The organism is Pedococcus badiiscoriae (genome assembly GCF_013408925.1).
Taxonomy (GTDB): domain Bacteria; phylum Actinomycetota; class Actinomycetes; order Actinomycetales; family Dermatophilaceae; genus Pedococcus; species Pedococcus badiiscoriae.
Map to the genome: position 1 here is coordinate 980,094 of NZ_JACCAB010000001.1, position 19,996 is coordinate 1,000,089.

At 71.7% G+C, this 19,996-nt stretch carries 22 protein-coding genes; 8 read left to right on the top strand and 14 right to left on the bottom strand.

Features of this window, described 5'->3' with window-relative positions:
* Nucleotides 1-48: 48 nt before the first annotated feature.
* The 3 genes from menE to BJ986_RS04725 all read left to right on the top strand — a co-directional run bounded on the left by menE (nt 49) and on the right by BJ986_RS04725 (nt 2,522).
* Nucleotides 49-1,248 carry an o-succinylbenzoate--CoA ligase gene (menE, locus tag BJ986_RS04715; RefSeq protein ID WP_179420940.1) on the top strand — a complete coding sequence of 400 codons (1,200 nt, stop codon included), beginning with the start codon at nt 49-51 and terminating at the stop codon, nt 1,246-1,248.
* A 12-nt stretch (nt 1,249-1,260) separates the two neighbouring features.
* On the top strand, nt 1,261-1,539 hold the full coding sequence (locus BJ986_RS04720) for a PLDc N-terminal domain-containing protein (protein WP_179420941.1): 279 nt from the start codon (nt 1,261-1,263) through the stop codon (nt 1,537-1,539).
* Between the two features lie 104 nt (nt 1,540-1,643).
* Complete coding sequence (locus tag BJ986_RS04725) at nt 1,644-2,522, top strand: 1,4-dihydroxy-2-naphthoate polyprenyltransferase (RefSeq protein ID WP_179420942.1); 879 nt, start codon at nt 1,644-1,646, stop codon at nt 2,520-2,522.
* Nucleotides 2,523-2,633: 111 nt separating this feature from the next.
* Here the strand turns inward: BJ986_RS04725 and BJ986_RS04730 are convergent, their stop codons facing one another.
* From BJ986_RS04730 to BJ986_RS04765, 8 genes are read right to left on the bottom strand one after another with little or no spacing between them, the layout of a single operon-like run.
* A complete protein-coding gene (locus tag BJ986_RS04730) occupies nt 2,634-2,930 on the bottom strand; it encodes a DUF4229 domain-containing protein (protein ID WP_179420943.1) in 297 nt (98 codons plus the stop codon).
* Between the two features lie 14 nt (nt 2,931-2,944).
* Nucleotides 2,945-3,937 (bottom strand): c-type cytochrome biogenesis protein CcsB, encoded by a 993-nt coding sequence (gene ccsB / locus BJ986_RS04735; protein ID WP_179420944.1) that lies wholly within the window; start codon nt 3,935-3,937, stop codon nt 2,945-2,947.
* Nucleotides 3,934-5,547, bottom strand: coding sequence for a cytochrome c biogenesis protein ResB (gene resB, locus BJ986_RS04740; RefSeq protein WP_337794843.1), 1,614 nt, complete (start codon nt 5,545-5,547; stop codon nt 3,934-3,936). The genes ccsB and resB overlap by 4 nt, the downstream gene beginning before the upstream one ends.
* On the bottom strand, nt 5,548-6,300 hold the full coding sequence (locus BJ986_RS04745) for a cytochrome c biogenesis CcdA family protein (RefSeq protein ID WP_179420945.1): 753 nt from the start codon (nt 6,298-6,300) through the stop codon (nt 5,548-5,550).
* 12 nt (nt 6,301-6,312) lie between these two features.
* Nucleotides 6,313-6,915, bottom strand: coding sequence for a TlpA family protein disulfide reductase (locus BJ986_RS04750; protein ID WP_179420946.1), 603 nt, complete (start codon nt 6,913-6,915; stop codon nt 6,313-6,315).
* Nucleotides 6,912-7,562: a histidine phosphatase family protein gene (locus BJ986_RS04755; RefSeq protein WP_179420947.1), complete on the bottom strand. Its 651-nt coding sequence runs from the start codon at nt 7,560-7,562 to the stop codon at nt 6,912-6,914. Before BJ986_RS04755 ends, BJ986_RS04750 begins: the two co-directional genes overlap by 4 nt.
* Nucleotides 7,559-8,902 (bottom strand): glutamate-1-semialdehyde 2,1-aminomutase, encoded by a 1,344-nt coding sequence (gene hemL, locus BJ986_RS04760; protein WP_179420948.1) that lies wholly within the window; start codon nt 8,900-8,902, stop codon nt 7,559-7,561. The genes BJ986_RS04755 and hemL overlap by 4 nt, the downstream gene beginning before the upstream one ends.
* Before the next feature lie 55 nt (nt 8,903-8,957).
* Nucleotides 8,958-9,548, bottom strand: a complete 591-nt coding sequence (locus BJ986_RS04765; protein ID WP_179420949.1) for a MarR family transcriptional regulator — start codon at nt 9,546-9,548, stop codon at nt 8,958-8,960.
* A gap of 116 nt (nt 9,549-9,664) precedes the next feature.
* Here BJ986_RS04765 and BJ986_RS04770 point away from each other — a divergent pair, with 116 nt between their 5' ends.
* Nucleotides 9,665-10,198: a YceI family protein gene (locus BJ986_RS04770; protein WP_179420950.1), complete on the top strand. Its 534-nt coding sequence runs from the start codon at nt 9,665-9,667 to the stop codon at nt 10,196-10,198.
* 191 nt (nt 10,199-10,389) lie between these two features.
* Nucleotides 10,390-11,334, top strand: coding sequence for a type IV toxin-antitoxin system AbiEi family antitoxin domain-containing protein (locus tag BJ986_RS04775; protein WP_179420951.1), 945 nt, complete (start codon nt 10,390-10,392; stop codon nt 11,332-11,334).
* A gap of 85 nt (nt 11,335-11,419) precedes the next feature.
* Here BJ986_RS04775 and hemB read toward each other — a convergent pair whose 3' ends face one another.
* The 6 genes from hemB to BJ986_RS04805 all read right to left on the bottom strand — a co-directional run bounded on the left by hemB (nt 11,420) and on the right by BJ986_RS04805 (nt 17,564).
* Nucleotides 11,420-12,415, bottom strand: a complete 996-nt coding sequence (gene hemB, locus BJ986_RS04780) for a porphobilinogen synthase (protein WP_179420952.1) — start codon at nt 12,413-12,415, stop codon at nt 11,420-11,422.
* 9 nt (nt 12,416-12,424) lie between these two features.
* Nucleotides 12,425-14,065: a uroporphyrinogen-III synthase gene (locus BJ986_RS04785; RefSeq protein ID WP_179420953.1), complete on the bottom strand. Its 1,641-nt coding sequence runs from the start codon at nt 14,063-14,065 to the stop codon at nt 12,425-12,427.
* On the bottom strand, nt 14,062-15,153 hold the full coding sequence (gene hemC, locus BJ986_RS04790) for a hydroxymethylbilane synthase (protein WP_179420954.1): 1,092 nt from the start codon (nt 15,151-15,153) through the stop codon (nt 14,062-14,064). Before hemC ends, BJ986_RS04785 begins: the two co-directional genes overlap by 4 nt.
* A complete protein-coding gene (locus BJ986_RS04795) occupies nt 15,150-16,460 on the bottom strand; it encodes a glutamyl-tRNA reductase (protein WP_179420955.1) in 1,311 nt (436 codons plus the stop codon). The genes hemC and BJ986_RS04795 overlap by 4 nt, the downstream gene beginning before the upstream one ends.
* Nucleotides 16,457-17,149 (bottom strand): redox-sensing transcriptional repressor Rex, encoded by a 693-nt coding sequence (locus BJ986_RS04800; protein ID WP_179420956.1) that lies wholly within the window; start codon nt 17,147-17,149, stop codon nt 16,457-16,459. The genes BJ986_RS04795 and BJ986_RS04800 overlap by 4 nt, the downstream gene beginning before the upstream one ends.
* 133 nt (nt 17,150-17,282) lie before the next feature.
* A complete protein-coding gene (locus BJ986_RS04805; protein WP_179420957.1) occupies nt 17,283-17,564 on the bottom strand; it encodes a glutaredoxin family protein in 282 nt (93 codons plus the stop codon).
* Nucleotides 17,565-17,816: 252 nt separating this feature from the next.
* On the opposite strand from BJ986_RS04805, the gene BJ986_RS04810 reads away from it, so the two are divergent.
* The 3 genes from BJ986_RS04810 to BJ986_RS04820 all read left to right on the top strand — a co-directional run bounded on the left by BJ986_RS04810 (nt 17,817) and on the right by BJ986_RS04820 (nt 19,970).
* Complete coding sequence (locus BJ986_RS04810; RefSeq protein WP_179420958.1) at nt 17,817-18,566, top strand: sigma-70 family RNA polymerase sigma factor; 750 nt, start codon at nt 17,817-17,819, stop codon at nt 18,564-18,566.
* A gap of 70 nt (nt 18,567-18,636) precedes the next feature.
* Nucleotides 18,637-18,777: a hypothetical protein gene (locus BJ986_RS04815; RefSeq protein ID WP_179420959.1), complete on the top strand. Its 141-nt coding sequence runs from the start codon at nt 18,637-18,639 to the stop codon at nt 18,775-18,777.
* Nucleotides 18,765-19,970 carry a hypothetical protein gene (locus tag BJ986_RS04820; protein ID WP_179420960.1) on the top strand — a complete coding sequence of 402 codons (1,206 nt, stop codon included), beginning with the start codon at nt 18,765-18,767 and terminating at the stop codon, nt 19,968-19,970. The genes BJ986_RS04815 and BJ986_RS04820 overlap by 13 nt, the downstream gene beginning before the upstream one ends.
* Nucleotides 19,971-19,996 lie beyond the last annotated feature (26 nt).

Consider the following 19,996-nt stretch of genomic DNA (forward strand, 5'->3'; position numbering starts at 1 on the left):
CGTCCCGCCGCGCGTCGGGCGCGTCCACCCGGCGGCTAACCTGACCGGGTGACGTCGCTGCGACCGCTGGCCATCGCCGCCGGCCGGGCCGCGGTGGCAGTCCTGCCGACGTTGCGTCAGGCCCTCGACGGGGAGTTCGCCGTCCTCCCGTATGCCGCGGGGGGCCACCCGCCACCCCTGCCGGGCGCGGCTCGTCGCGTCGGCGCTGCCGCCGGAGAGCACCTCCCCGACGACGGGACGGCGCTCGTCGTGGGGACGTCCGGCTCCACCGGCACCCCGAAGCTCGCCATGCTCCCGGGCACCGCCCTGGCCGCGAGCGCGACGGCCACACACGAACGACTCGGCGGCCCCGGCGGCTGGCTGCTCGCCATGCCACCGCACCACATCGCCGGCGTGCAGGTGCTGCTGCGGTGCCTCGCGGCGGGCACCGAGCCCGGGTTCGTCGACCTGTCCGAGGGGTTCACCGCCGCCGCATTCGTGGAGGCGGCCGCGGGCTTCGGCGGCCCTCGCCAATACACCTCCCTCGTCCCGACCCAGCTGCTCCGGCTCCTCGAGGACGCCGGCGCTGCCACGGCCCTGGCCGGGTTCGACGCCGTGCTCGTCGGGGGTGCCGCCAGCCCACCCGCGCTGCTGGCCCGGGCGCGCGCGGCCGGGATCCGCGCGGTCACGACCTACGGCATGAGCGAGACCTGCGGCGGTTGTGTCTACGACGGGGTCCCGCTGTCCTGCACCGAGGTCCGCGTCGACGACGACGGACGGATCCACCTGGGGGGCGCCACCCTCGCGACCGGCTACCTCGGCCGCCCGGACCTCACGGCGGAGGCGTTCGGCACCGGCCCCGACGGGCAGCGGTGGTTCCGCACGGATGACCTCGGCCACCGCGACGGCGGGCGCTGGCACGTCGACGGCCGACTCGACGACCTGATCGTCACCGGCGGCCTCAAGGTCGCGCCGCGACTCGTCGAGGACGCCCTCACAGCCCTGCCGGGGGTCATCGAGGCCGTCGTCGTCGGCACTCCCGACGACCAGTGGGGCCAGGCCGTCAGCGCGGCGGTGGTGCTGCGCGAGGACCCCGCCGGCCCGGTCCGGACGGCACCCACGCTGGACGAGCTCCGCGAGCTGCTGCGCGGCATACTCCCGACCCACGCACTGCCCCGACGCCTCCTGGTGCTGGCGGCGCTACCCCTGCGCGGGCCCGGAAAGCCGGACCGGGCGGCAGTCGCCGCACGCTTCGCCGACGGCCCGTGACACCATGGAGAGATGATCCGGCTGCTGCCCTGGCTGCTGACGCTCGCCGTGACCATCTACGCCCTCGTCGACTGCATCCAGACCGACGATGCGCAGGTCAGAGGCCTGCCCAAGCTCCTGTGGCTGTTGCTGATCCTGCTCTTCCCGGCCCTGGGGGCCATCGGCTGGTTCATCGCCGGACGACCGCAGCGAGGGAGCACGGGACGCGGCCCGCGCGGGCGTGGGCCATCTCACCAGCCGCCGCCCCCGCGTGGCCCCGACGACGACCCGGACTTCCTCCGTAGGCTCTGAGCACCCGCCTGCCCGGAGAGGGGATCCGCGCCACTTGAGCGCCACCCACCACCGCGCGCAGCACCGACCCTGACCGCACGATCGCGAGTGAGAACACCACCCGAATGGCCACCCTGAACCAGTGGATCGCCGGCGCCCGCCCGCGCACCCTCCCCGCTGCCATCGCACCCGTCGTCGCCGGCACCGCCGCAGCCATCCCGCTCGACCGGGCCAGTCTCGGCCTGGCGCTGCTCGCCGTCCTCGTGTCGCTCGGCCTGCAGGTCGGCGTCAACTACGCGAACGACTACTCCGACGGCATCCGCGGCACCGATGGTGAGCGGGTCGGCCCGGTCCGCCTCGTCGGCCAGCACCTCGCCGATCCCGGCAACGTCAAGCTGATGGCGTTCTCGTTCTTCGGGGCTGCCGCCCTCGTCGGCCTGGCGCTCGTCGCGATCAGCCAGGCCTGGATCATGATCCCGCTGGGGGCGCTCGCCGTCGTCGCCGCCTGGAAGTACACCGGGGGCGACAACCCCTACGGGTACCGCGGCCTGGGCGAGCTCTACGTCTTCCTGTTCTTCGGCCTGATGGCCACGCTCGGGACGCTCTACACGCAGGCCCACCGGCTCACCTGGACCGGCCTCGCGTGCGCCGTCGGGGTCGGTGCCATCGCCACGGCGATCCTGGTCGCGAACAACCTGCGCGACATCCCCACCGACCGTGAGAGCGGCAAGCTGACCCTGGCCGTCCGGCTCGGCGACCGCGGCACCCGCGCCCTCTACGTCCTGCTGCTCGTCGTCGCGGCCGTCGCGCTGCTGGCCGTCGCGCTCGACCAGCCGTGGGCGCTGCTCGGGCTGCTCGCCTTCGGCATCGTCGCCAAGCCGGTCAGGTCCCTGCTGTCGGGTGCCACCGGGCGTGACCTCGTGCCGGTGCTGGCCGCGACCGGCCTCTTCGAGATCGCGTATGCCGTGCTCCTGGCCGTGGGCGTCGCCGTCAGCGCTCACTAGCTTCTGCTAGCAGAGGTTCGCCGGCTCAGCGCAGGCTGCAACGTCTGCTGAGTGAGCCAAAGTCTGCTAGCAGAGGTTGGCTCGGAGGGGTCGCAGGCCCCGCGGACCGGTCTAGCGGTACTCGGCGGGCCCTCGGTCGTCCTCGGCGTCCTCGGCCTCCTCGTCGACGCCGTGCACGGCCGGCTTGCCCGCCTGCTTGGCCTCGACGCGTCGCTGCAGACGCTCGGCGATCGCCGTGGTGCTCTCCTCGCGGAACCGGGCGAGCACGAAGAACGACAGCACCATGGAGATCAGGGCGCTGAGGACGAGCAGCATCCACTGCTGGTCCTGGCCACGGAGCCCGAGCAGCCACAGCAAGGTCAGCACGCCGAAGAAGAGCAGCAGGCGAAGGACGGAGTAACGCAGCATGACTCGATGAATCCTTACAGCCCGGAGTAGGAGTGCTGGCCGACGAAGAAGACGTTGACGACCGCGAAGTTGACGATGATGCAGGCATACCCGGCCAGCGCGATGTACGACACCGTCTGGCGGCTGATGCCGCTGGTCGCCCGCGAGTGCAGGTAGGCGGCATAGACGACCCAGATGACGAACGTCCACACCTCCTTGGGGTCCCAGTTCCAGTAGGACGCCCACGCCTGGCGAGCCCAGATGGCGCCGGCGATGAGGGTGAAGGTCCACAGCGGGAACGCCACGATGTGCAGGCTGTAGGCCGTGCGCTCGATGGCGGGCGTCTCGGGGAAACGGTCGAGGACGGTGGCACGGCCGGACCGCTCGAACGCGTCCTTGAGCAGGTACACCAGGCTCAGGGCCGCGCCGATCGTGAAGACCGCCGTCGCGAGCGTGGCCACCGTGACGTGGATGACGAGCCAGTAGCTCCGCAGGGACGGCATCAGCTCTGCCGCCTCGGTGTACCAGACCGCCACGGCCATCCCCAGCACGAGCAGCACCGGTCCGGTGATGAACACGCCCAGCCACCGCAGCTCGCGCCGGGTCGACCAGATCGAGTACGCCAGCACGGTGAACATCGAGCCCATCACGGCGAACTCGAACATGTTGCCCAGCGGCCAGCGGTGCACCGCGAGGCCTCGCAGGACGACCGAGAGCAGGAGCAGGAAACCACCCAGCCAGGTGGTCGTGGACGCGATGCCCGCCGCGGTGAGCGCCCGGCGGGACAGCTCGCCCCCGGTATGCCGGGTGGGCGCCACCGGGGACTGCGTGCGGCCGGGGCCGGCGCCGGCCGCCACCAGCTCAGCCTCGCGGTCGGCAACTGCAGGGGTGAGGTCATCTCGCAGGCGGTCACGGGCTGGGAGCAGGGCGGCGAGGTAGATCGCGTGGCACACCATGGCGACGGTCAGGACGGCCATGGCGGAGTAGAGGCTGAGGTTGGCGTAGCCCGCCAGGTTTTCGTTCGTCATCCTCGTGCGTCCAATCTGCTGTCCAGCTCGGGTTCGAGCGCCGGGTCGGTGCCGGGACCGGTGGGAAATCTGGCCTCCAGGGCGGCGACCAGCCGGTCCACCACCTCCTGCAGCCCGTCGTCGTCACCCTTGGCCAGGCCTCCGACGGCTACCACGGTACGACCGGGGCCGGTGCCGGGGGAAACCCGCACGAACACCCGCCGCCGACGGATCACCAGCGAGGCGATCAGGCCCGCCAGCGCGAGCAACGCCGCGCCGAGGGTGACGAACTTACCGGGGTCGTGCCTGATCGACAGCCCGGCGAACCGCTGGACCCCGTCGAAGCTGATGCTGCCCCGGCCCCCGGGCAGCTGGTAGGTCTGGCCGGGCTCGAGCCAGATGCGCAACGGCTCGCCCTTGGCGTTGCGGAGCTGGGTCATCTTCACCGTGTCGAGGAGGTAGACCGACTGGGGGCGTCCACCGGGGAAGAGCTCACCCTCGTAGACCGTCAGCGCGAGCGCAGGCTTCTTGGCATCGGGGAAGAGGGAGATCGGTCCGAGGTCCTTGTCGACGGTGGCGGTGGGCAGGAACAGCCCGGAGAAGCCTAGCTGCTTGGGCTGGGCACCGGTCACCTTGACCACGCCGACGGACTTGTAGTTGTTGTCCTGGGCGAGGAACGGGGTCGCCCCGCTGTAGACCTTGGTCCCGGCCGCGTCGCGGACCGTGATGACGGGCGCGTAGCCGTTGCCGAGCAGGAAGACCCCGGCGCCGTCCATCTCCAGCGGGTGGTTGACCTTGATCGTGGACTTCACGGCGGGGGCCGTGGGTGTGGCCTTGGTGGTGACGTGGGCCGTGAAGTCCCGCGGCTGGCCGAACTGCCCGCGACCGGTGACGGTCTCCTCGAAGGTGGCGTCGAGCTTGTCGACGGTGAGCTGGAACGGGGACAGGCTGTTCGGGTCGACCCAGGGGCCCGGGCTGAACGTGTCGTAGCGCGCGAGCGTGTTCGCGAAGGTCTGCCCGACCGGGATGATGACGTCACCCTTCCACCCGAACAGGTGCCCGATGGCGACGCCGACGATCACGAAGATCAGCGACAGGTGGAAGACCAGGTTGCCGGTCTCCTTGAGGTAGCCCTTCTCGGCACTCACCGACGTCTTGTCGTGCGAGACCGTGCGGAACCGCCTGCCGTGCAGGGCCTCCCGCGCCGCGTCGACGACCTCGGCCGGTGGGGCCGTCAGCTCGACGGTGGCGTTCGCAGCCAGCCTGGCCGGCTTGGCCGGCGCCCTGGGCGGGCTCGACCGCATCGCGTTCCAGTGGACCTTGCTGCGGGGCAGCACGCAGCCGACCAGTGAGATGAACAGCAGGAGGTAGATGGCCGCGAACCACGGGGACGCGTAGACCTCGAAGAAGCCCAGCCTGTCCAGCCACGGGCCGGTCGTGGGGTGGTCGGCGATGTACGTCGCCGTGCGGGCGGCGTCGATGCTGCGCTGCGGCCAGATCGACCCGGGGACCGCGCCGACGGCCAGCAGCAGCAGCAGGAACAGCGCGGTGCGCATGCTGGTGAGCTGCCGCCACATCCAGCGCAGCCACCCGAGCAGGCCCAGCCGGGGCTGGGTGATCGTGTCGGTCACCTAGATCACCGTCCGGAAGCCGCTGATGAGGGTGGTCTGGACGTACCGGGTGAGTGACTCCCAGAGCCCGCTCACGAGCAGCAGGCCGACGACGAACAGCAGAGCCCCACCACAGAGCTGGATGACGCGCTGCCGCTTGCGCAGGAACGCGGACACCGGCCCGAACCGCTCGTAGCCCGCGGCGATGAGCAGGAACGGCAGGCCCAGGCCGAGCGAGTAGACCAGCGCCAGCACGATCCCGCGGGTCACGGCCGACTGGTCGCCCGTGGCGGTGGCCAGGACCTGCACCGCACCCAGGGTCGGCCCCGTGCAGGGCGCCCAGCCGAGTCCGAAGACAGCCCCGAGCAGGGGTGCCCCCGCGAGCCCCGCCGCGGGTCGTCGGTGCAGCTTGAGCTCACGCTGCGAACCCGCACCGACGAACACCAGGGCCATCAGGATGACGAGCACCCCGCCGACCCGCATCAGTACCTCGCGGTGCTCGATGAGGGCAGCTCCGAGCCCGGCGATGACGATGGTGGTGGTGAGGAAGACGACCGTGAAGCCGAGGACGAACAGCAGCGCGCCCAGCACCATCCGGTGGCGCTTGCGCTCCGCGAGCGACTCGTCGGACAGGCCGGTGACATAGCCCAGGAACCCGGGCACGAGCGGCAGCACGCACGGCGACGCGAACGACACCAGACCGGCGAGCAGGGCGACCGCCATCGCCACCGGCAGGGCCCCAGAGGTCACCGCGTTCGCCGCGTCAGCCGTCATCAGCGAGGCGTTCTACTTCTCGGCCAGGACGTCGTCGACCAGCCCGCTGAGGGTGGACGCGGTGACCGGTCCGCTGACCCGGGCGGCGATGCGTCCGGCGCGGTCCAGCACGATCGTCGTGGGAGGAGAGGTGACCTTGCCCTGCAGGGCGAGGATGGTCGTGCCGGCCGGGTCGTCGAGGGACGGGTAGGGGATCCCCCAGCGCTTCGCCGTCGACCGTCCCGAGTCGGGGTTGTCGCGGTAGTTGATCCCCATGAAGACGACCGGCTTGGCCGAGGCCCTGATCGCGTCCGCGGCCTTCTTGAGGTCCGGCGCCTCGGCCTCGCACGGGGGGCACCAGGACGCCCAGAGGTTGAGCACGGCGACCTTGCCGAGCACGTCGCGCGACGACCAGCGCGCGTTGTCCAGGGTGGTCCCGGTCAGGTCGACAGGCTGCTGGCGGTCGGCCGCGGCAATGGTCTCGACGTTGCCGTCCCCGGAGATGTAGCCCTGCCGGTTGCCCGACTTCGCCTGCGCCGCGATCGAGTTCGGGTCGCTCCCACAGGCCGACAGGGACAGGACCAGCAGGGGCGCCGCGAGCAGGACGGCCGCCCGCGGCATACGCGGGTGGGTCATCCGGTGCCGCCGTGGGACTGGGCCAGCAACGACACGGCCGGTTCGGAGTAGGTGACCGACTCGAGGTCGTCGCCCAGGTAGGTCAGCGTCGTGAGCGAGGCGAGCCGGCACTCGCGCTTGCGCGGGTCGTGCCACAGGTGCTTGCCCATCAGCAGGTTGCGGGCGGTCCAGATCGGCAGCTGGTGGGACACGATCACGGCCTCGTGGCCACGGGCGGCGGCCCGGGTGTCGTCGATCGCGGCGGTCATGCGCGCGGCGATCTGGTCGTAGGGCTCACCCCACGACGGACGGAGCGGGTTGACCAGCTTGGACCAGTGCGCCGGCCTGACGAAGTCCACCGGGCGCATCTGGCCGACTCGCTGGCCCTCGAAGGAGTTCGCCGCCTCGATCACCCTGTCGTCCGTGGTGATGGGTATGCCGTGCGCCTCGGCGACGGGCGTGGCCGTCTCCTGGGCCCGCAGGAGTGAGGACGCGACGACCCGGGTGACGTCGTGGTCGGCGAGGTGGTCGGCGACGGCGCGCGCCATCTCGTGCCCGAGGTCGGACAGGTGGAAGCCGTCGAGCTGCCCGTAGAGGATGCCGTCGGGGTTGTGCACCTCCCCGTGGCGCAGGAGGTGCACCACGGTGCGGTCGGTGGGGCTGGTCACGAGTCGATTGTCGCAAACGCCGCTGCGGCTGCCGACGCCGCTGCCGGAATCGCCGCGAGCACCCGGTCGACGGCAGCCTCGTCGTGCGCTCCGCTGACGAACCAGGACTCGAACGCACTCGGCGGCAGGTAGACCCCCTGGCTCAGCATCGAGTGGAAGAACGCGGCGAACGCCGGGACGTGCTGGGCCCGGGCCTCGTCGTAGTCGCGCACGGCGCCGTCCCTGAAGAAGACGCTGAACATGCTGCCGGCCCGCTGGATGACGTGGGGGACGCCTGCCGCGCCCAGGTGCTCGTGGAGCCCGGCGGTGAGCGCGTCGGCGACCTCCCCGAGCCGGGAGTACAGAGCCGGGGTGCACTGCTGGAGGGTGGCAAGCCCGGCGGCGGTCGCGACCGGGTTACCGGACAGCGTGCCCGCCTGGTAGACCGGGCCGACGGGTGCCAGCAGCGCCATCACGTCAGCCCGGCCGCCGAACGCGGCCGCAGGGAAACCGCCACCCATGACCTTGCCGAACGTGAACAGGTCGGGTGCGCCCGCGGCATACCCCTGCTCCCCTGCCTCGAGACCGAACCAGCCGGCCGGGCTGCAGCGGAAGCCGGTCATGACCTCGTCGGAGATGAGCAGCGCACCATGGGCGGCGGTGATGCGGCGCAGCCCCTCGGTGAAGCCCGGCGCCGGCGGGACGACGCCCATGTTGCCCGGGGACGCCTCGGTGATCAGGGCCGCGATCTCCTCACCGCGCTGGGCGAAGGCCGCCTCCACGGCGTCGAGGTCGTTGAACGGCAGCACGATCGTCTCGGCGGCCATCTCCTTGGGCACCCCCGCCGAGTCGGGCAGCGCGAAGGTCGCCACCCCTGACCCGGCCTGCGCCAGGAGGGAGTCGACGTGGCCGTGGTAGCAGCCGGCGAACTTCACGACGAGGGAGCGGCCGGTGTAGCCACGCGCGAGCCGGATGGCGCTCATCGTCGCCTCGGTGCCGCTGGACACCAGGCGCACCTGCTCGACGGGAGCGACCCGGCGCACGATCTCCTCACCCAAGGAGACCTCGTTCTCCGAGGGGGTGCCGAACGAGAAACCCCGCGCCGCGGCGTCGCTGACGGCCCGCTGGACTGCCGGGTGCCCGTGGCCGAGGATCATCGGCCCCCACGAGCAGACCAGGTCGACGTACTCGCGACCGTCGGCGTCGGTGAGGTACGGGCCGTTGCCGGACACCATGAACCGCGGCGTGCCACCGACGGCGCGAAAGGCGCGAACCGGCGAGTTCACCCCACCGGGCGTGACCGCCAGGGCTCGCTCGAGGAGCGCCTGCGAGGCGGGTGCGTCGAAGGGGTATGCCGTCATGGGACCAGTCTCCCAGCCGTACCTGAGTGCCTGCTCCCCTGGGGTCCGGGGCGGCCTACGCCTGCGTCTGCGGCTGTGTCTGTCCCTGGGTCTGTGCCTGCGGGATCCGTGTCTGGTTCGGGCCGTGTGCCTCGAGGGCGACGGCTTCGCGGGCCACCGCGGGATGCTCACCCTCGTCGCCGCCAGGCGCCAGCACGGTCCGGATCACGTCCATCGCCTCGCCGAGGGCCTTGAACAGCGGCGCCGGCACCGGGTCGATGACCGCGCGCCGGACGCTGGCCACGTGCACCCGCGCCATGTCCTGGACGGCTTGCCACCCCGCGTCCGTGAGGACCAGCTCCACACCCCGCCTGTCGTCGAGGCAGGACTCGCGCACCACCCAGCCACGCTTCTCGAGCCGGGAGGCCGTGTGGGTCAGGCGACTGCGGGACTGCACGACCAGGTCGGCCAGGCTCGACATGCGCAGGCGTCGCGCGGGGCTCTCGGACAGCATCGAGATGATCTCGTACTCGGTCAGCTGGACACCGTGGGACTGGAGGTCACGGTCGAGGGCCTCCTCGATCAGGCGACTCCCCCGCAGGTAGGCGCGCCAGGCCCGCTGTTCGTCCTCGCTGAGCCACTGCGGCTCACCCGATGGGGTGCTCATGAGCAGGAAGTATGACAGGTGGACGGTTAGTTGAAATATAAATGAACCGTGCTACGTTCGAAGAGATGAAGCGACCAGGACCGTCCCGGCCGCAGACCCAGCAACAGGAGACTTTCATGGCAAGCATCAACGACCTCCCCGCCGGCACCTGGACCGTCGACGCCTCGCACAGCGAGATCGGCTTCGTGGCCCGTCACCTCATGGTCACCAAGGTCCGCGGCCAGTTCAAGGAGTTCGAGGGCACCGTCAAGGTCGGCGACGACATCACCGACTCGCAGGTCACCGCCGTGGCGCAGATCGCCTCTGTCGACACCGGCTCCGCGGACCGCGACGCCCACCTCAAGTCCGGCGACTTCTTCGACGCCGAGACCAACCCCACCATGAGCTTCACCTCGACCCAGGTCACGCCTGACTCGCTCACCGGCGACCTGACGATCAAGGGTGTGACCAAGCCGGTCACGTTCGACCTGGAGTTCACCGGTCTGGCCACCGACCCGTGGGGCAACGAGAAGGCCGGCTTCGAGGCCACCGCCGACATCAACCGCAAGGACTGGGACCTCGGCTGGAACGTCGCCCTCGAGGGTGGCGGCGTGCTCGTCTCCGAGAAGGTCAAGCTCAACCTGGACATCCAGCTCACCAAGGCTGCCTGACCACCCCAGCACCCAGCAGCTTCCGCAATACGGCGGTTGCGTCCGCTTCCGCCCAGCAACAGCTGGGCGGAACGGGGCGCAACCGCCGTTTTGCGTGGGGTATGTCCACAGGTCCGGTCCCCGGCGCGGTCCGTCCCCAGGCCCTCGTGCCGGCCAGCTCGTCGTTCCCTTGCGCAGTCCAGGGTGCCAAGGTGCAGACCTCCGTCGTCCCGGCCATCCCTGACTCGAGGGTGCGCGCCCTCCTCAGCGCCCAGTCCGGAGTCGTCGCGAGCGCGCAGCTCGCCTCCCTCGGCATCTCCGGCAGCGACCTGCGGCGCTGGCTTCGCGAGGGCGCGCTGGTCCGCCTTCGTCGTGGGGCGTTCGTCGAGGGAGGGGTGTGGCACCACTCGAGACAGGATGAGCGGTACCGGCTCACCGTCATGTCGGTGATGCGCTCGAGGAGCACGGAAGACACCGCCAGTCATCACTCCGCACTCGCCCTCCACGGACTCCCGCTCTGGCACGTCGACCGAGCGTTGGTTGTCCTGGCCGCAGACGTCGCGGAGACGACCACGTGGAACGGGCTTCGTCTCATGCGGTTGCGGGCACTGGTGGCGCCGACCCGCTTCCTGGGGCTGCCCCTTCTCGACGTTGCGGACGCAGTCGTCACCACCGCCTCGGTGTCCTATGAAGGCGGCCTCGTCGCCGCGGACGCAGCAACGCACAGCGAGGCGTGCACCACGGAGGACCTTCATGAAGCAGCCGAGCGACTGCTGGGCGGCCTCAGGGGCCGACGACGGGTGCGTTCGATGCTTGCCGATGTCGATCCTTTGTGCGAGTCGCCCGGAGAGAGTCGCACTCGAATCATCCTCCGCGCACTCGATGTGCCGGTGCGGTCCCAGGCCGAGATCCGGGACCGACTCGGCGACGTCGTGGCACGCGTCGACTTCCTCGTCGGCGAGCGGTGCGTGATCGAGTTCGACGGCGCCGTCAAGTACGGCGGTGCTGAGGGGCGGGAAGCGCTGGTGCGCGAGAAGCTGCGCGAGGACCGGCTTCGCGAGCTTGGCTACATCGTCATCCGCCTGACATGGGACGACCTGACCCGCCCACAGGTGCTCCTCGCTCGAATCCGCGTCGCCCTCAGCATGCGCGACTGACCCCGCAAAACGGCAGTTGCGTCCACTTCCGCCCAGCAATAGTTGGGCGGAAGCGGACGCAACTGCCGTTTTGCCGGGCGACGGGTCAGGGGCGCAGCAGCCGGGCGGCGTCGACCGCGTAGTAGGTCAGGATGACCTGGGCCCCGGCGCGGCGGATGTTGAGCAGGGACTCCATCATCGCCCGGTCGCGGTCGATCCAGCCGTTGGCCGCGGCGGCCTCCACCATCGAGTACTCGCCCGAGATCTGGTAGGCCGCCACCGGCACGGTCGACATGGCCGCGGCAGCCGCCACGATGTCGAGGTGGGGCGTCGCCGGCTTGACCATGACCATGTCGGCGCCCTCGGCGATGTCGAGCTCGAGCTCGCGCAGCGCCTCGGTCGCGTTGGCCGGGTCCTGCTGATAGGTCGCGCGGTCTCCGACGAGGGAGGACTGGACCGCCTCGCGGAACGGGCCGTAGAGACCAGAGGTGTACTTCGCGGCATACGCGAGGATGACGGTGTCGGTGAAGCCCTCGGCGTCCAGCGCGTCGCGGACGTAGGCGACCTGGCCGTCCATCATCCCGGACAGCCCCAGCACGTGGGCGCCGGCGCGGGCCTGCGCGAGGCCCATCGCGGCATACCGCTCGAGGGTGGCGTCGTTGTGCACCCGGCCCGAGGCGTCCAGGACGCCGCAGTGGCCGTGGTCGGTGAACTCGTCGAGGCACAGGTCGGCCATCACGACGAGTCGGTCACCCACTGCGTCGACGACGGCGCGCAGGGCCACGTTGAGGATGCCGTCGGGGTCGTCGGCGCCGGAGCCCACCGCGTCCTTGACCGACGGCACGCCGAACAGCATGAGACCGCCCACCCCGGCGTCCGCGGCTTCGCGGGCGGCGTCGACGAGCGACTCCAGCGTGTGCTGGACGACGCGCGGCATCGTCGAGATGGGCTGGGGGGACTCGATCCCCTCGCGGACGAAGATCGGCAGCACGAGCTCAGCAGGATCGAGGCGGGTCTCGGCCACCAGACGCCTCATGGCCGCCGACTGACGCAGCCGACGGGGCCGGATCACCGGCCCCGTCGGGTGGGTGTGGTCAGCCATCCGCGACGGCTACTTCGCCCGGCGGCGGGACGCCGCCTTCTTGGCACTGGGACGCACGACCGGTTCGCCGGCCTCGGCCGCAGCCGCCGCCAGCCCGAGGCCGTAGTCCGCGAGCGCGTCGACGAGCGAGTCCGACGACGCCTCGGGTGCGAGGACGTCGACCCGCAGGCCGTGCTCCTCCGCCGTCTTGGCCGTCGCCGGGCCGATGCACGCGATCACCGTGGACGGGTGCGGCTTGCCGGCGATGCCGACGAGGTTGCGCACCGTCGAGGAGGACGTGAACACGGCCGCGTCGAACTGCCCGCCCTTGATGGCCTCACGGATGTGGGCGGCCGGCGGCGCGGCGCGCACCGTGCGGTATGCCGTGACGTCGTCCACCTCCCAGCCCATGCCCTGCAGACCGGCGACGAGGGTGTCGGTGGCGATGTCGGCCCGGGGCAGGAAGATCCGGTTGATGGGGTCGAGCACCTCGTCGAACGGGGGCCAGTCCTCGAGCAGGCCGTTCGCGGACTGCTCACCGGACGGCACCAGGTCGGGCACGATGCCCCACTCGCGCAGGGCCTCGGCGGTCACGCCGCCGACGGCGGCGATCTTGAGCCCGGCGAAGGCCCGGGCGTCGAGCCCGAACTCCTCGAACTTCTCGCGCACGGCCTTGACCGCGTTGACCGAGGTGAACCCGATCCACTCGTAGCGGCCCGTCACGAGTCCCTTGACCGCGCGCTCCATCTGCTGGGGCGTGCGCGGGGGCTCGACCGAGATCGTCGGGACGACCTCCGCGGTCGCGCCGAAGGACTCGAGCCGGGCGATGGTCGCGCCGGACTGCTCCTTGGTGCGAGGCACCAGGACGTTCCAGCCGAACAGCGGCTTCGTCTCGAACCAGGACAGGTTCTCGCGCAGTGCCACGGTCGTGCCCACCACGGCCAGGGCGGGGAACTCCAGGGTCTTCATGACCTTCGAGACCTCACCCAGGGTGGTGACCCGGGTCGCCTGGCGGATGGTCGTGCCACGCTCGGTGAGGGCCACCGGGCTGTCCGCCGCCCTGCCGGCCGCCAGGAGCTTCGCGAGCGCGACCCCGAGGTCGTCGGGCTGGCCGAGCAGGACCACGGTGACCGACTCGGCCACTGAGGCGGCCCAGTCGACGTGCCGGTCGTTCGCGGAGATGACGTGGACGGCCGCCGAGCTGCTCGAGGTCAGCGGGATGCCCGCGTACGCCGGGACGGCCGAGACGGCGCTGACGCCGGGGACGACGTCGAACCCGATGCCGGCCTTCTGGCACGCGAGGGCTTCCTCGGCGAGGCCGTTGAAGGTGCCCGGGTCGCCGTCCATGAGCCGGACGACCAGTCCGCCGGTCGCGGACTTGGCGGCCTTGACGACCAGCTTGGCCCGCATGGCGTGGGTCAGCGGCTGGCCGTGGTCACCGTGGCCGGCGTCGACGATCTCGACATCGGCCCGGCAGTAGCGGGCGACGAAGTCCTCGCGGGCGACCTGGTCGATGACGACCACGTCGGCCGCGGAGAGGAACTCCAGGGACCGCACCGTCATGAGTCCGGAGTCGCCGGGGCCGGCGCCGACGAAGGCGACGCGTCCCGGGACCCGGCTCTGGCGAGGGGTCGGGTGGGTGGTGGGCTGGGTCGAGCGCGTGGGGCTCACAGGGCACGCTCCGTGCTGTCGTGTTCGGGGTGGCGGTCGGGGGCGGCGAGCGGAACAGGTCCGGTCGCCTCGGCTGGGTCTGGGGTCAGTGCGTCGGTGACGGCGCTGGCGGGACCCGTGCCGGCTGGCACCGGCCGGGCAGGCGGGCGGTCCTCGGGTCCCCGGAGCAGGTCGGCACCGTCCTCCAGCAGCACGGCGGCGAGCCGGCGGCCGAGGGCCTCACCGTCGTCGACGCCTCCCACCAGGGACCGGCGCAGGTCGAACGACCCGTCGACGGCACCCACGAAGGCCCGCAGCGAGAGCTCGAGCCCGTCCTCACCCTCGACGATCTCGGCCAGTGCGCCGACCGGTGCGGAGCAGCCGGCCTCGAGCGCGGCGAGGACGGCACGCTCGGCGGTCACGCAGGCCCGGGTGTCGGGGTCGTCGAGCGGGGCGACGGCCCCGAGGGTGGCGCGGTCATCGGCCCGGCACTCGACGGCGAGCGCACCCTGGCCGGGTGCGGGCAGCATCTGGAGCGGGTCGATCGCCTCGGCGACGTCCGCCAGGCGACCGAGCCGGGCCAGGCCGGCCCGGGCCAGGACCACGCCATCGAGGGCGCCGTCCCTGACCAGACCGACACGGGTGTCGACGTTGCCGCGGATGTCCTTGAACGACAGCCCGAGCCCGAGGGCCGCGAGCTGGGCGACGCGGCGCGGCGAACCGGTGCCGATGACCGCGCCCTCGCCGAGCTCGCCCAGGGTGCGACCGCCCGAGGAGACGAGCACGTCGCGCGGGTCCTCACGGACCGGGACGGCGGCCACCACCAGACCAGGCTCGGGAGTGGTCGGCAGGTCCTTGAGCGAGTGCACGGCGAGGTCGACCTCACCGGAGAGCAGCGCCCGCCGCAGCGCAGCGGCGAACACCCCGGTCCCGCCGATCGAGGCGAGCGAGGCGGTCGAGGTGTCGCCCTCGGTGATGATCTCGACGAGCTCGACGACGTGGCCCCGGGCGCGCAGCAGGTCCGCCACCCAGGTGGACTGGGTGGTGGCCAGGGCGCTGCGCCGGGTGCCCAGCCGCAGGGTGAGCGGCGCGACGGATGGTGCGCTCACGGCATACCTCCCCGGCCGGGCGGCGGCACGGACGCGGTGACGGCTTCGCCGGGGCGCAGGTCGAACAGGTCGCGCAGGGCCTGGGCGTAGTCGGCGCCCTCGCCCCCCACGGCCCGCTCCTTCATCCGCACGGTCGGCGTGTGCAGCAGCTTCTCGACGATCCTGTGGACGGCGAGCTGGACCTCGGCGCGAGTGACCTCGTCGAGGTCGGGGAGCCGCTGGTCGAGTCGGTTGAGCTCGCCCGCGACGACGTCGGCGGCGTGCGAGCGCAGCGCGGCCACCGTGGGGGCGACGGTCTCGGCCGCGCGCGAGGTGAGGTATGCCGCGACCTCCCCGATGACCAGGTCCGCGACCTCAGCCACCTGCGGCGGTGTCTGACCGCCGGACAGCTCCTCGCCCAAGGCGGCCAGTCCCACGACGGTGACCGCGCTCAGCGAGGCGACCTCGGGGGCGACGTCGTGGGGCAGGGCGAGGTCGATGTAGGCCTGCGGACGGCCCGCGCGAGCCACCTGGGCGTCGCCGGCCGTCGCGAGGTCGACGACCACCCCGGTCGAGCCCGTGCAGGAGATGACGACGTCGGCGGCAGCCAGGGCCACCGAGAGGTCGTCGAGCGGGCGGGCGGTGCCCCCGGTGCGCTCCGCCAGGCGGACCGCCTTGGCCAGGGTCCGGTTGACGATCGTCAGTCCGGCGGCGTGGCGGCGGGCGACGGTCGTGGCGGCCAGCGAGCTCATCCCTCCGGCACCCACGACGAGCACCCGCAACCCGCTGAGGGACCCCAGCTCCCGCTCGGCGCGGGCCAGGCCGGCCTCCACGAGGGAGACGCTCACCGCATCGATCCCGGTCTCGGTGTGGGCGCGCTTGCCGACCCGCAGCGCCTGCTGGAACAACGTGTTGAGGGCCGGGCCTGCGTGTCCGGCCTTCTGCGACTCGCGCAGGGCGATGCGCATCTGGCCGAGGATCTGGGCCTCACCGACGGCCATCGAGTCCAGGCCGCAGGCGACCGTGAAGGCGTGCGCGATGGCGCGGTCCTCGTAGTGCACGTAGAGGTGCTCGCGCAGCTCCTCGCGGTCGACGCCGGTGAACTCCGTGAGCGCATCGGCGATGTCGGTGACGGCCCCGTGGAAGGTCGTCGACTCGGCATACACCTCGGTGCGGTTGCAGGTGGACACGACGATCGCCTCGGAGAGGTTCTCGCGTCTGGTGAGGCCGGCCGCCAGGGCGCGGCGGCCGTCGGCGTCGAGCGACATCGCCTCCAGCAGGGGCAGGGGCGCGGTGTGGTGGGACAGCCCCAGGATGACCAGGCTCATCGACCGACCGCCTCGGCCACGGGGTCGAGCGCGCCCTCGGCCGCGAGGGCCCGGCGCTGCTCGTGGAACGCCAGGATCTGCAGCTCGGTCGACAGGTCGACCTTGCGGACGTCCACGTCGTCGGGCACGGCGAGCACGCACGGGGCGAAGTTCAGGATCGAGCGCACCCCGACTGCCACGAGCTGGTCGCAGACGTGCTGCGCGGAGGCCGCGGGCGTCGCGATGACCCCGATGGCCAGGCCCTGGTCGGCCACCAGTGACGGGAGCGCGTGCATGGGCTGGACGGTGATGCCGGCGATCTGCTGCCCCAGCAGGGCGGAGTCCTGGTCGAGCAGCGCGACCACCCGGAAGCCCCGGGTCGCGAAGCCGCTGTAGGCCGCGAGCGCGTGGCCCAGGTTTCCCATCCCGATGATGGCGACCGGCCAGTCCTGGGTGAGGCCGAGCTCGCGGGAGATCTGGTAGGCGAGGTGGTCCACCTCGTAGCCGACCCCGCGCACTCCGTAGGACCCGAGGTGCGAGAGGTCCTTGCGCAGCTTGGCGCTGCGGACACCGGCCGCGGAGGCCAGCTCCTCGGAGGACACCGACGTGATCCCGCGCTCCGCGAACCCGGTCAGGGCACGCAGGTACTCGGGTAGCCGTGCGACCGTGGCGTCGGGTATACCCCGACGGGCGCTCGGGTCGGCAGACACAGTCTCTTCCGGCTCCTTCTCATCACGGGCAGTCCGCGCCTGGCTGGGGCGGATGGGAGCCTCGCCAGATTACGCTTTTGTGAACGGATGCACAAAGTCACAAGCGACCGTCTCATCGAGCACGTGAGCCAGGTCACTGCGGACCGGTGAGAGCGCTCCTCAGCCGGGTCTCGTCGACGCGCCAGTAGTCATGCTGGCGGCCGTCCACGAAGGTCACGGGGATCTGTTCCCAGTACTGCTCCTTGAGCGCGGGGTCGTCCTCGATCGAGCGCTCCACCCAGCCCACGCCCAGATCGGCGGCCACCCGCTCGATCACGGCCCTCGCCTCGTCGCACAGGTGGCACCCCGGCTTGCTGACCATGGTGATGCGTGGGGCCGCAGTGGCTTCAGTGAAGTCAGTGGAGTCCTGGGGCATACCTGCAGGGTATGCCGCATGGCCGTTGCCCCCATGTGGTGGAAGTCTCCTGACACATCCCCCTGACAATCCGGCCGATATCGGGGAAACTGTTCCCTTCAGGAGGTCCTCATCCGGATTCGTGCACCGCGCAGTACCGCGAGTCGCCTCGCGGTGCCCCGTGCTGCCCGGGGGCTGGGCTCGCCCGTTGGTTTCGGCGCCGGTTTCGGGTCTGCGTTCGGTGGTGCGACCTGGGCAACGAGCCGTCCCGCGATGGGTTACGCCGGAGCAGGTGACCACGGCCACCACGGCCTCGGCCCCGCCACAGCGGACTTCCTCAGCAGCCTCCGCGTCGCGCTGAGCATCGTCGGAGAGGCCGGGACGCTGTCCGACGGCCATGGCGGCCGGGGTGACCAGGGCGGCTCTGGCGGTTCGGCCGCACGCGCCGGTTTCGGCCCGGGTGAGGCCCCCCAGGACTTCGAACGGATCTCGGCCCTCGTCGAGCTCGCCCAGCGGGGCGACGGCGAGGCCTTCGGGATGCTCTACGAACGCTACGTCGACGTGGTCTACCGCTACGTCTACGTGCGGGTGGGCAGCAAGCAGCTGGCCGAGGACATCACCTCCGAGACCTTCCTGCGCGCGCTGCGCCGGATGGACTCCTTCTCCTGGCAGGGCCGGGACATCGCCGCCTGGTTCATCACCATCGCCCGCAACCTGATCACCGACAACGCCAAGTCGGCCCGGTTCCGCATGGAGGTGACCACCGCCGACATGCTCGACGCGGACCGCAGGGTGGACGCGCCCGACCAGGAGGTCCTCGACCGCCTGCGCGACCAGCGCCTCCTGGCCGCCGTCAAGGGGCTCAAGCCCGAACAGGCCGAGTGCGTGGTGCTCCGGTTCCTCCAGGGGCTGAGCCTCGCGGAGACCGCCAAGGTCCTCGGCAAGTCCGAGGGTGCCGTCAAGCAGCTCCAGCTGCGCGCCGTGCGCGCCCTGCACCGGGAGCTCGCCGATGTCGACATCTGAGCGGCGAGGATTTCGCTACGCGGCGCAGCGTAACTTCCGCGATGGACGCTCGTTCTCAGACCGAAGCACGATGACCGACGCACCTGTTCGGGACATCAGCAACGGCACCGTCATGACCCGGACGCACCTCACCGGGACGACCACGTTCGGTACCGATGTGACCGGGAAGATCGCAGGGCTGGGGAGGGAGATGCCGGCATGCCAGTACTGAACCGCGCGGCGGACCGTTTCCAGTCCGCCCTCGACGGCGAGCGCATCACCGACGCACACCTCGTCGAGCTCGTCGAGACCAGCCGCCACCTCGTGGACCTGGTCCCCACGATCCCGGCGCCGGACGCCACCTTCGTGACCACCCTGCGCGAACGCCTGATGCGCGAGGCCGCGATGATGCCCGCGCCCAGCCCGGTCGCTGCACGGGCTGCTGCCGCCCGCCGCGCCGCCGCGAGGACCACCCCCGTGGTGGTCGTGGTGGGTCGCGGCCTGCCCCGCCTGGTCGCCGGCGCTGCCGCCTCGCTGCTCCTGGTGGGCGGCGTCGTGGGCGCCGTCTCGCGCAGCGCCGTGCCCGGTGACGCCCTGTACCCGGTGAAGAGCTGGGTCAACGGCGTCGAGGTCCGCCTCGCCGACAACGACTTCGACCGCGGCCAGACCTACCTGGACCAGGCCCAGGGACACATCTCCGACGCCCGCCAGCTCGCCGAGACGCAGCACCAGGACGCCACCGACATCAACGTCGCGCTGGGCGGGGCCATCGATTCGGTCCGCAAGGGCCGCCAGTCCCTCGACACCTCGTATGCCGCGACCGGCAACCCCCAGGCGCTGCTCGCCATGCGCGACTTCACGGCGCGGGCGCTGCCCCAGGTCGACGCCCTGCGCAGCGAGGTGCCGGCCGGCTCCCAGCTGGAGCTCGGTCGGCTCGAGGCACTGCTGCGCGACACGCAGGAGAGCACCGCGCGACGGGTCGCGCTGTGTGGCAACTGCACCGCCAACCTCGCGTCGACGATCGGGCCTGGTTCGCTGCCGGGTGCGGTGACGGCGTCCCGTTCGGGTGCGTCACCGGGATCCGCGGCCACGTCCGGACCCGGCGGGTCGGCCACCAGTGGCACGTCCACCGGCATCACCGTGCCCAGCACCGCTGTCACCGCACCCGGTGGCAGCGTCCTGTCCGGTGGGTCCAGCAGCTCCGGGGTGGTCGTCCGTGGGGGCGGTGGGAGCGCCAGCCTGTCGACCCACGGGGCGACCATCAAGCTGCCCACCGTGACCGCCTCGGTGCCGATCGTCCCGTCGGCCCCCGTCACGGTGCCACTGCCCTCAGTCAGCCTCGGCACCGGAGGCGTCAGCGCCACCCTCCCGAGCAGCACGCTCGGCCCGGTCACGCTGCCGGGCGTCACCCTCACCCTCCCCTGAGCCCTCTCACCCTCCCCTGAGCCGCG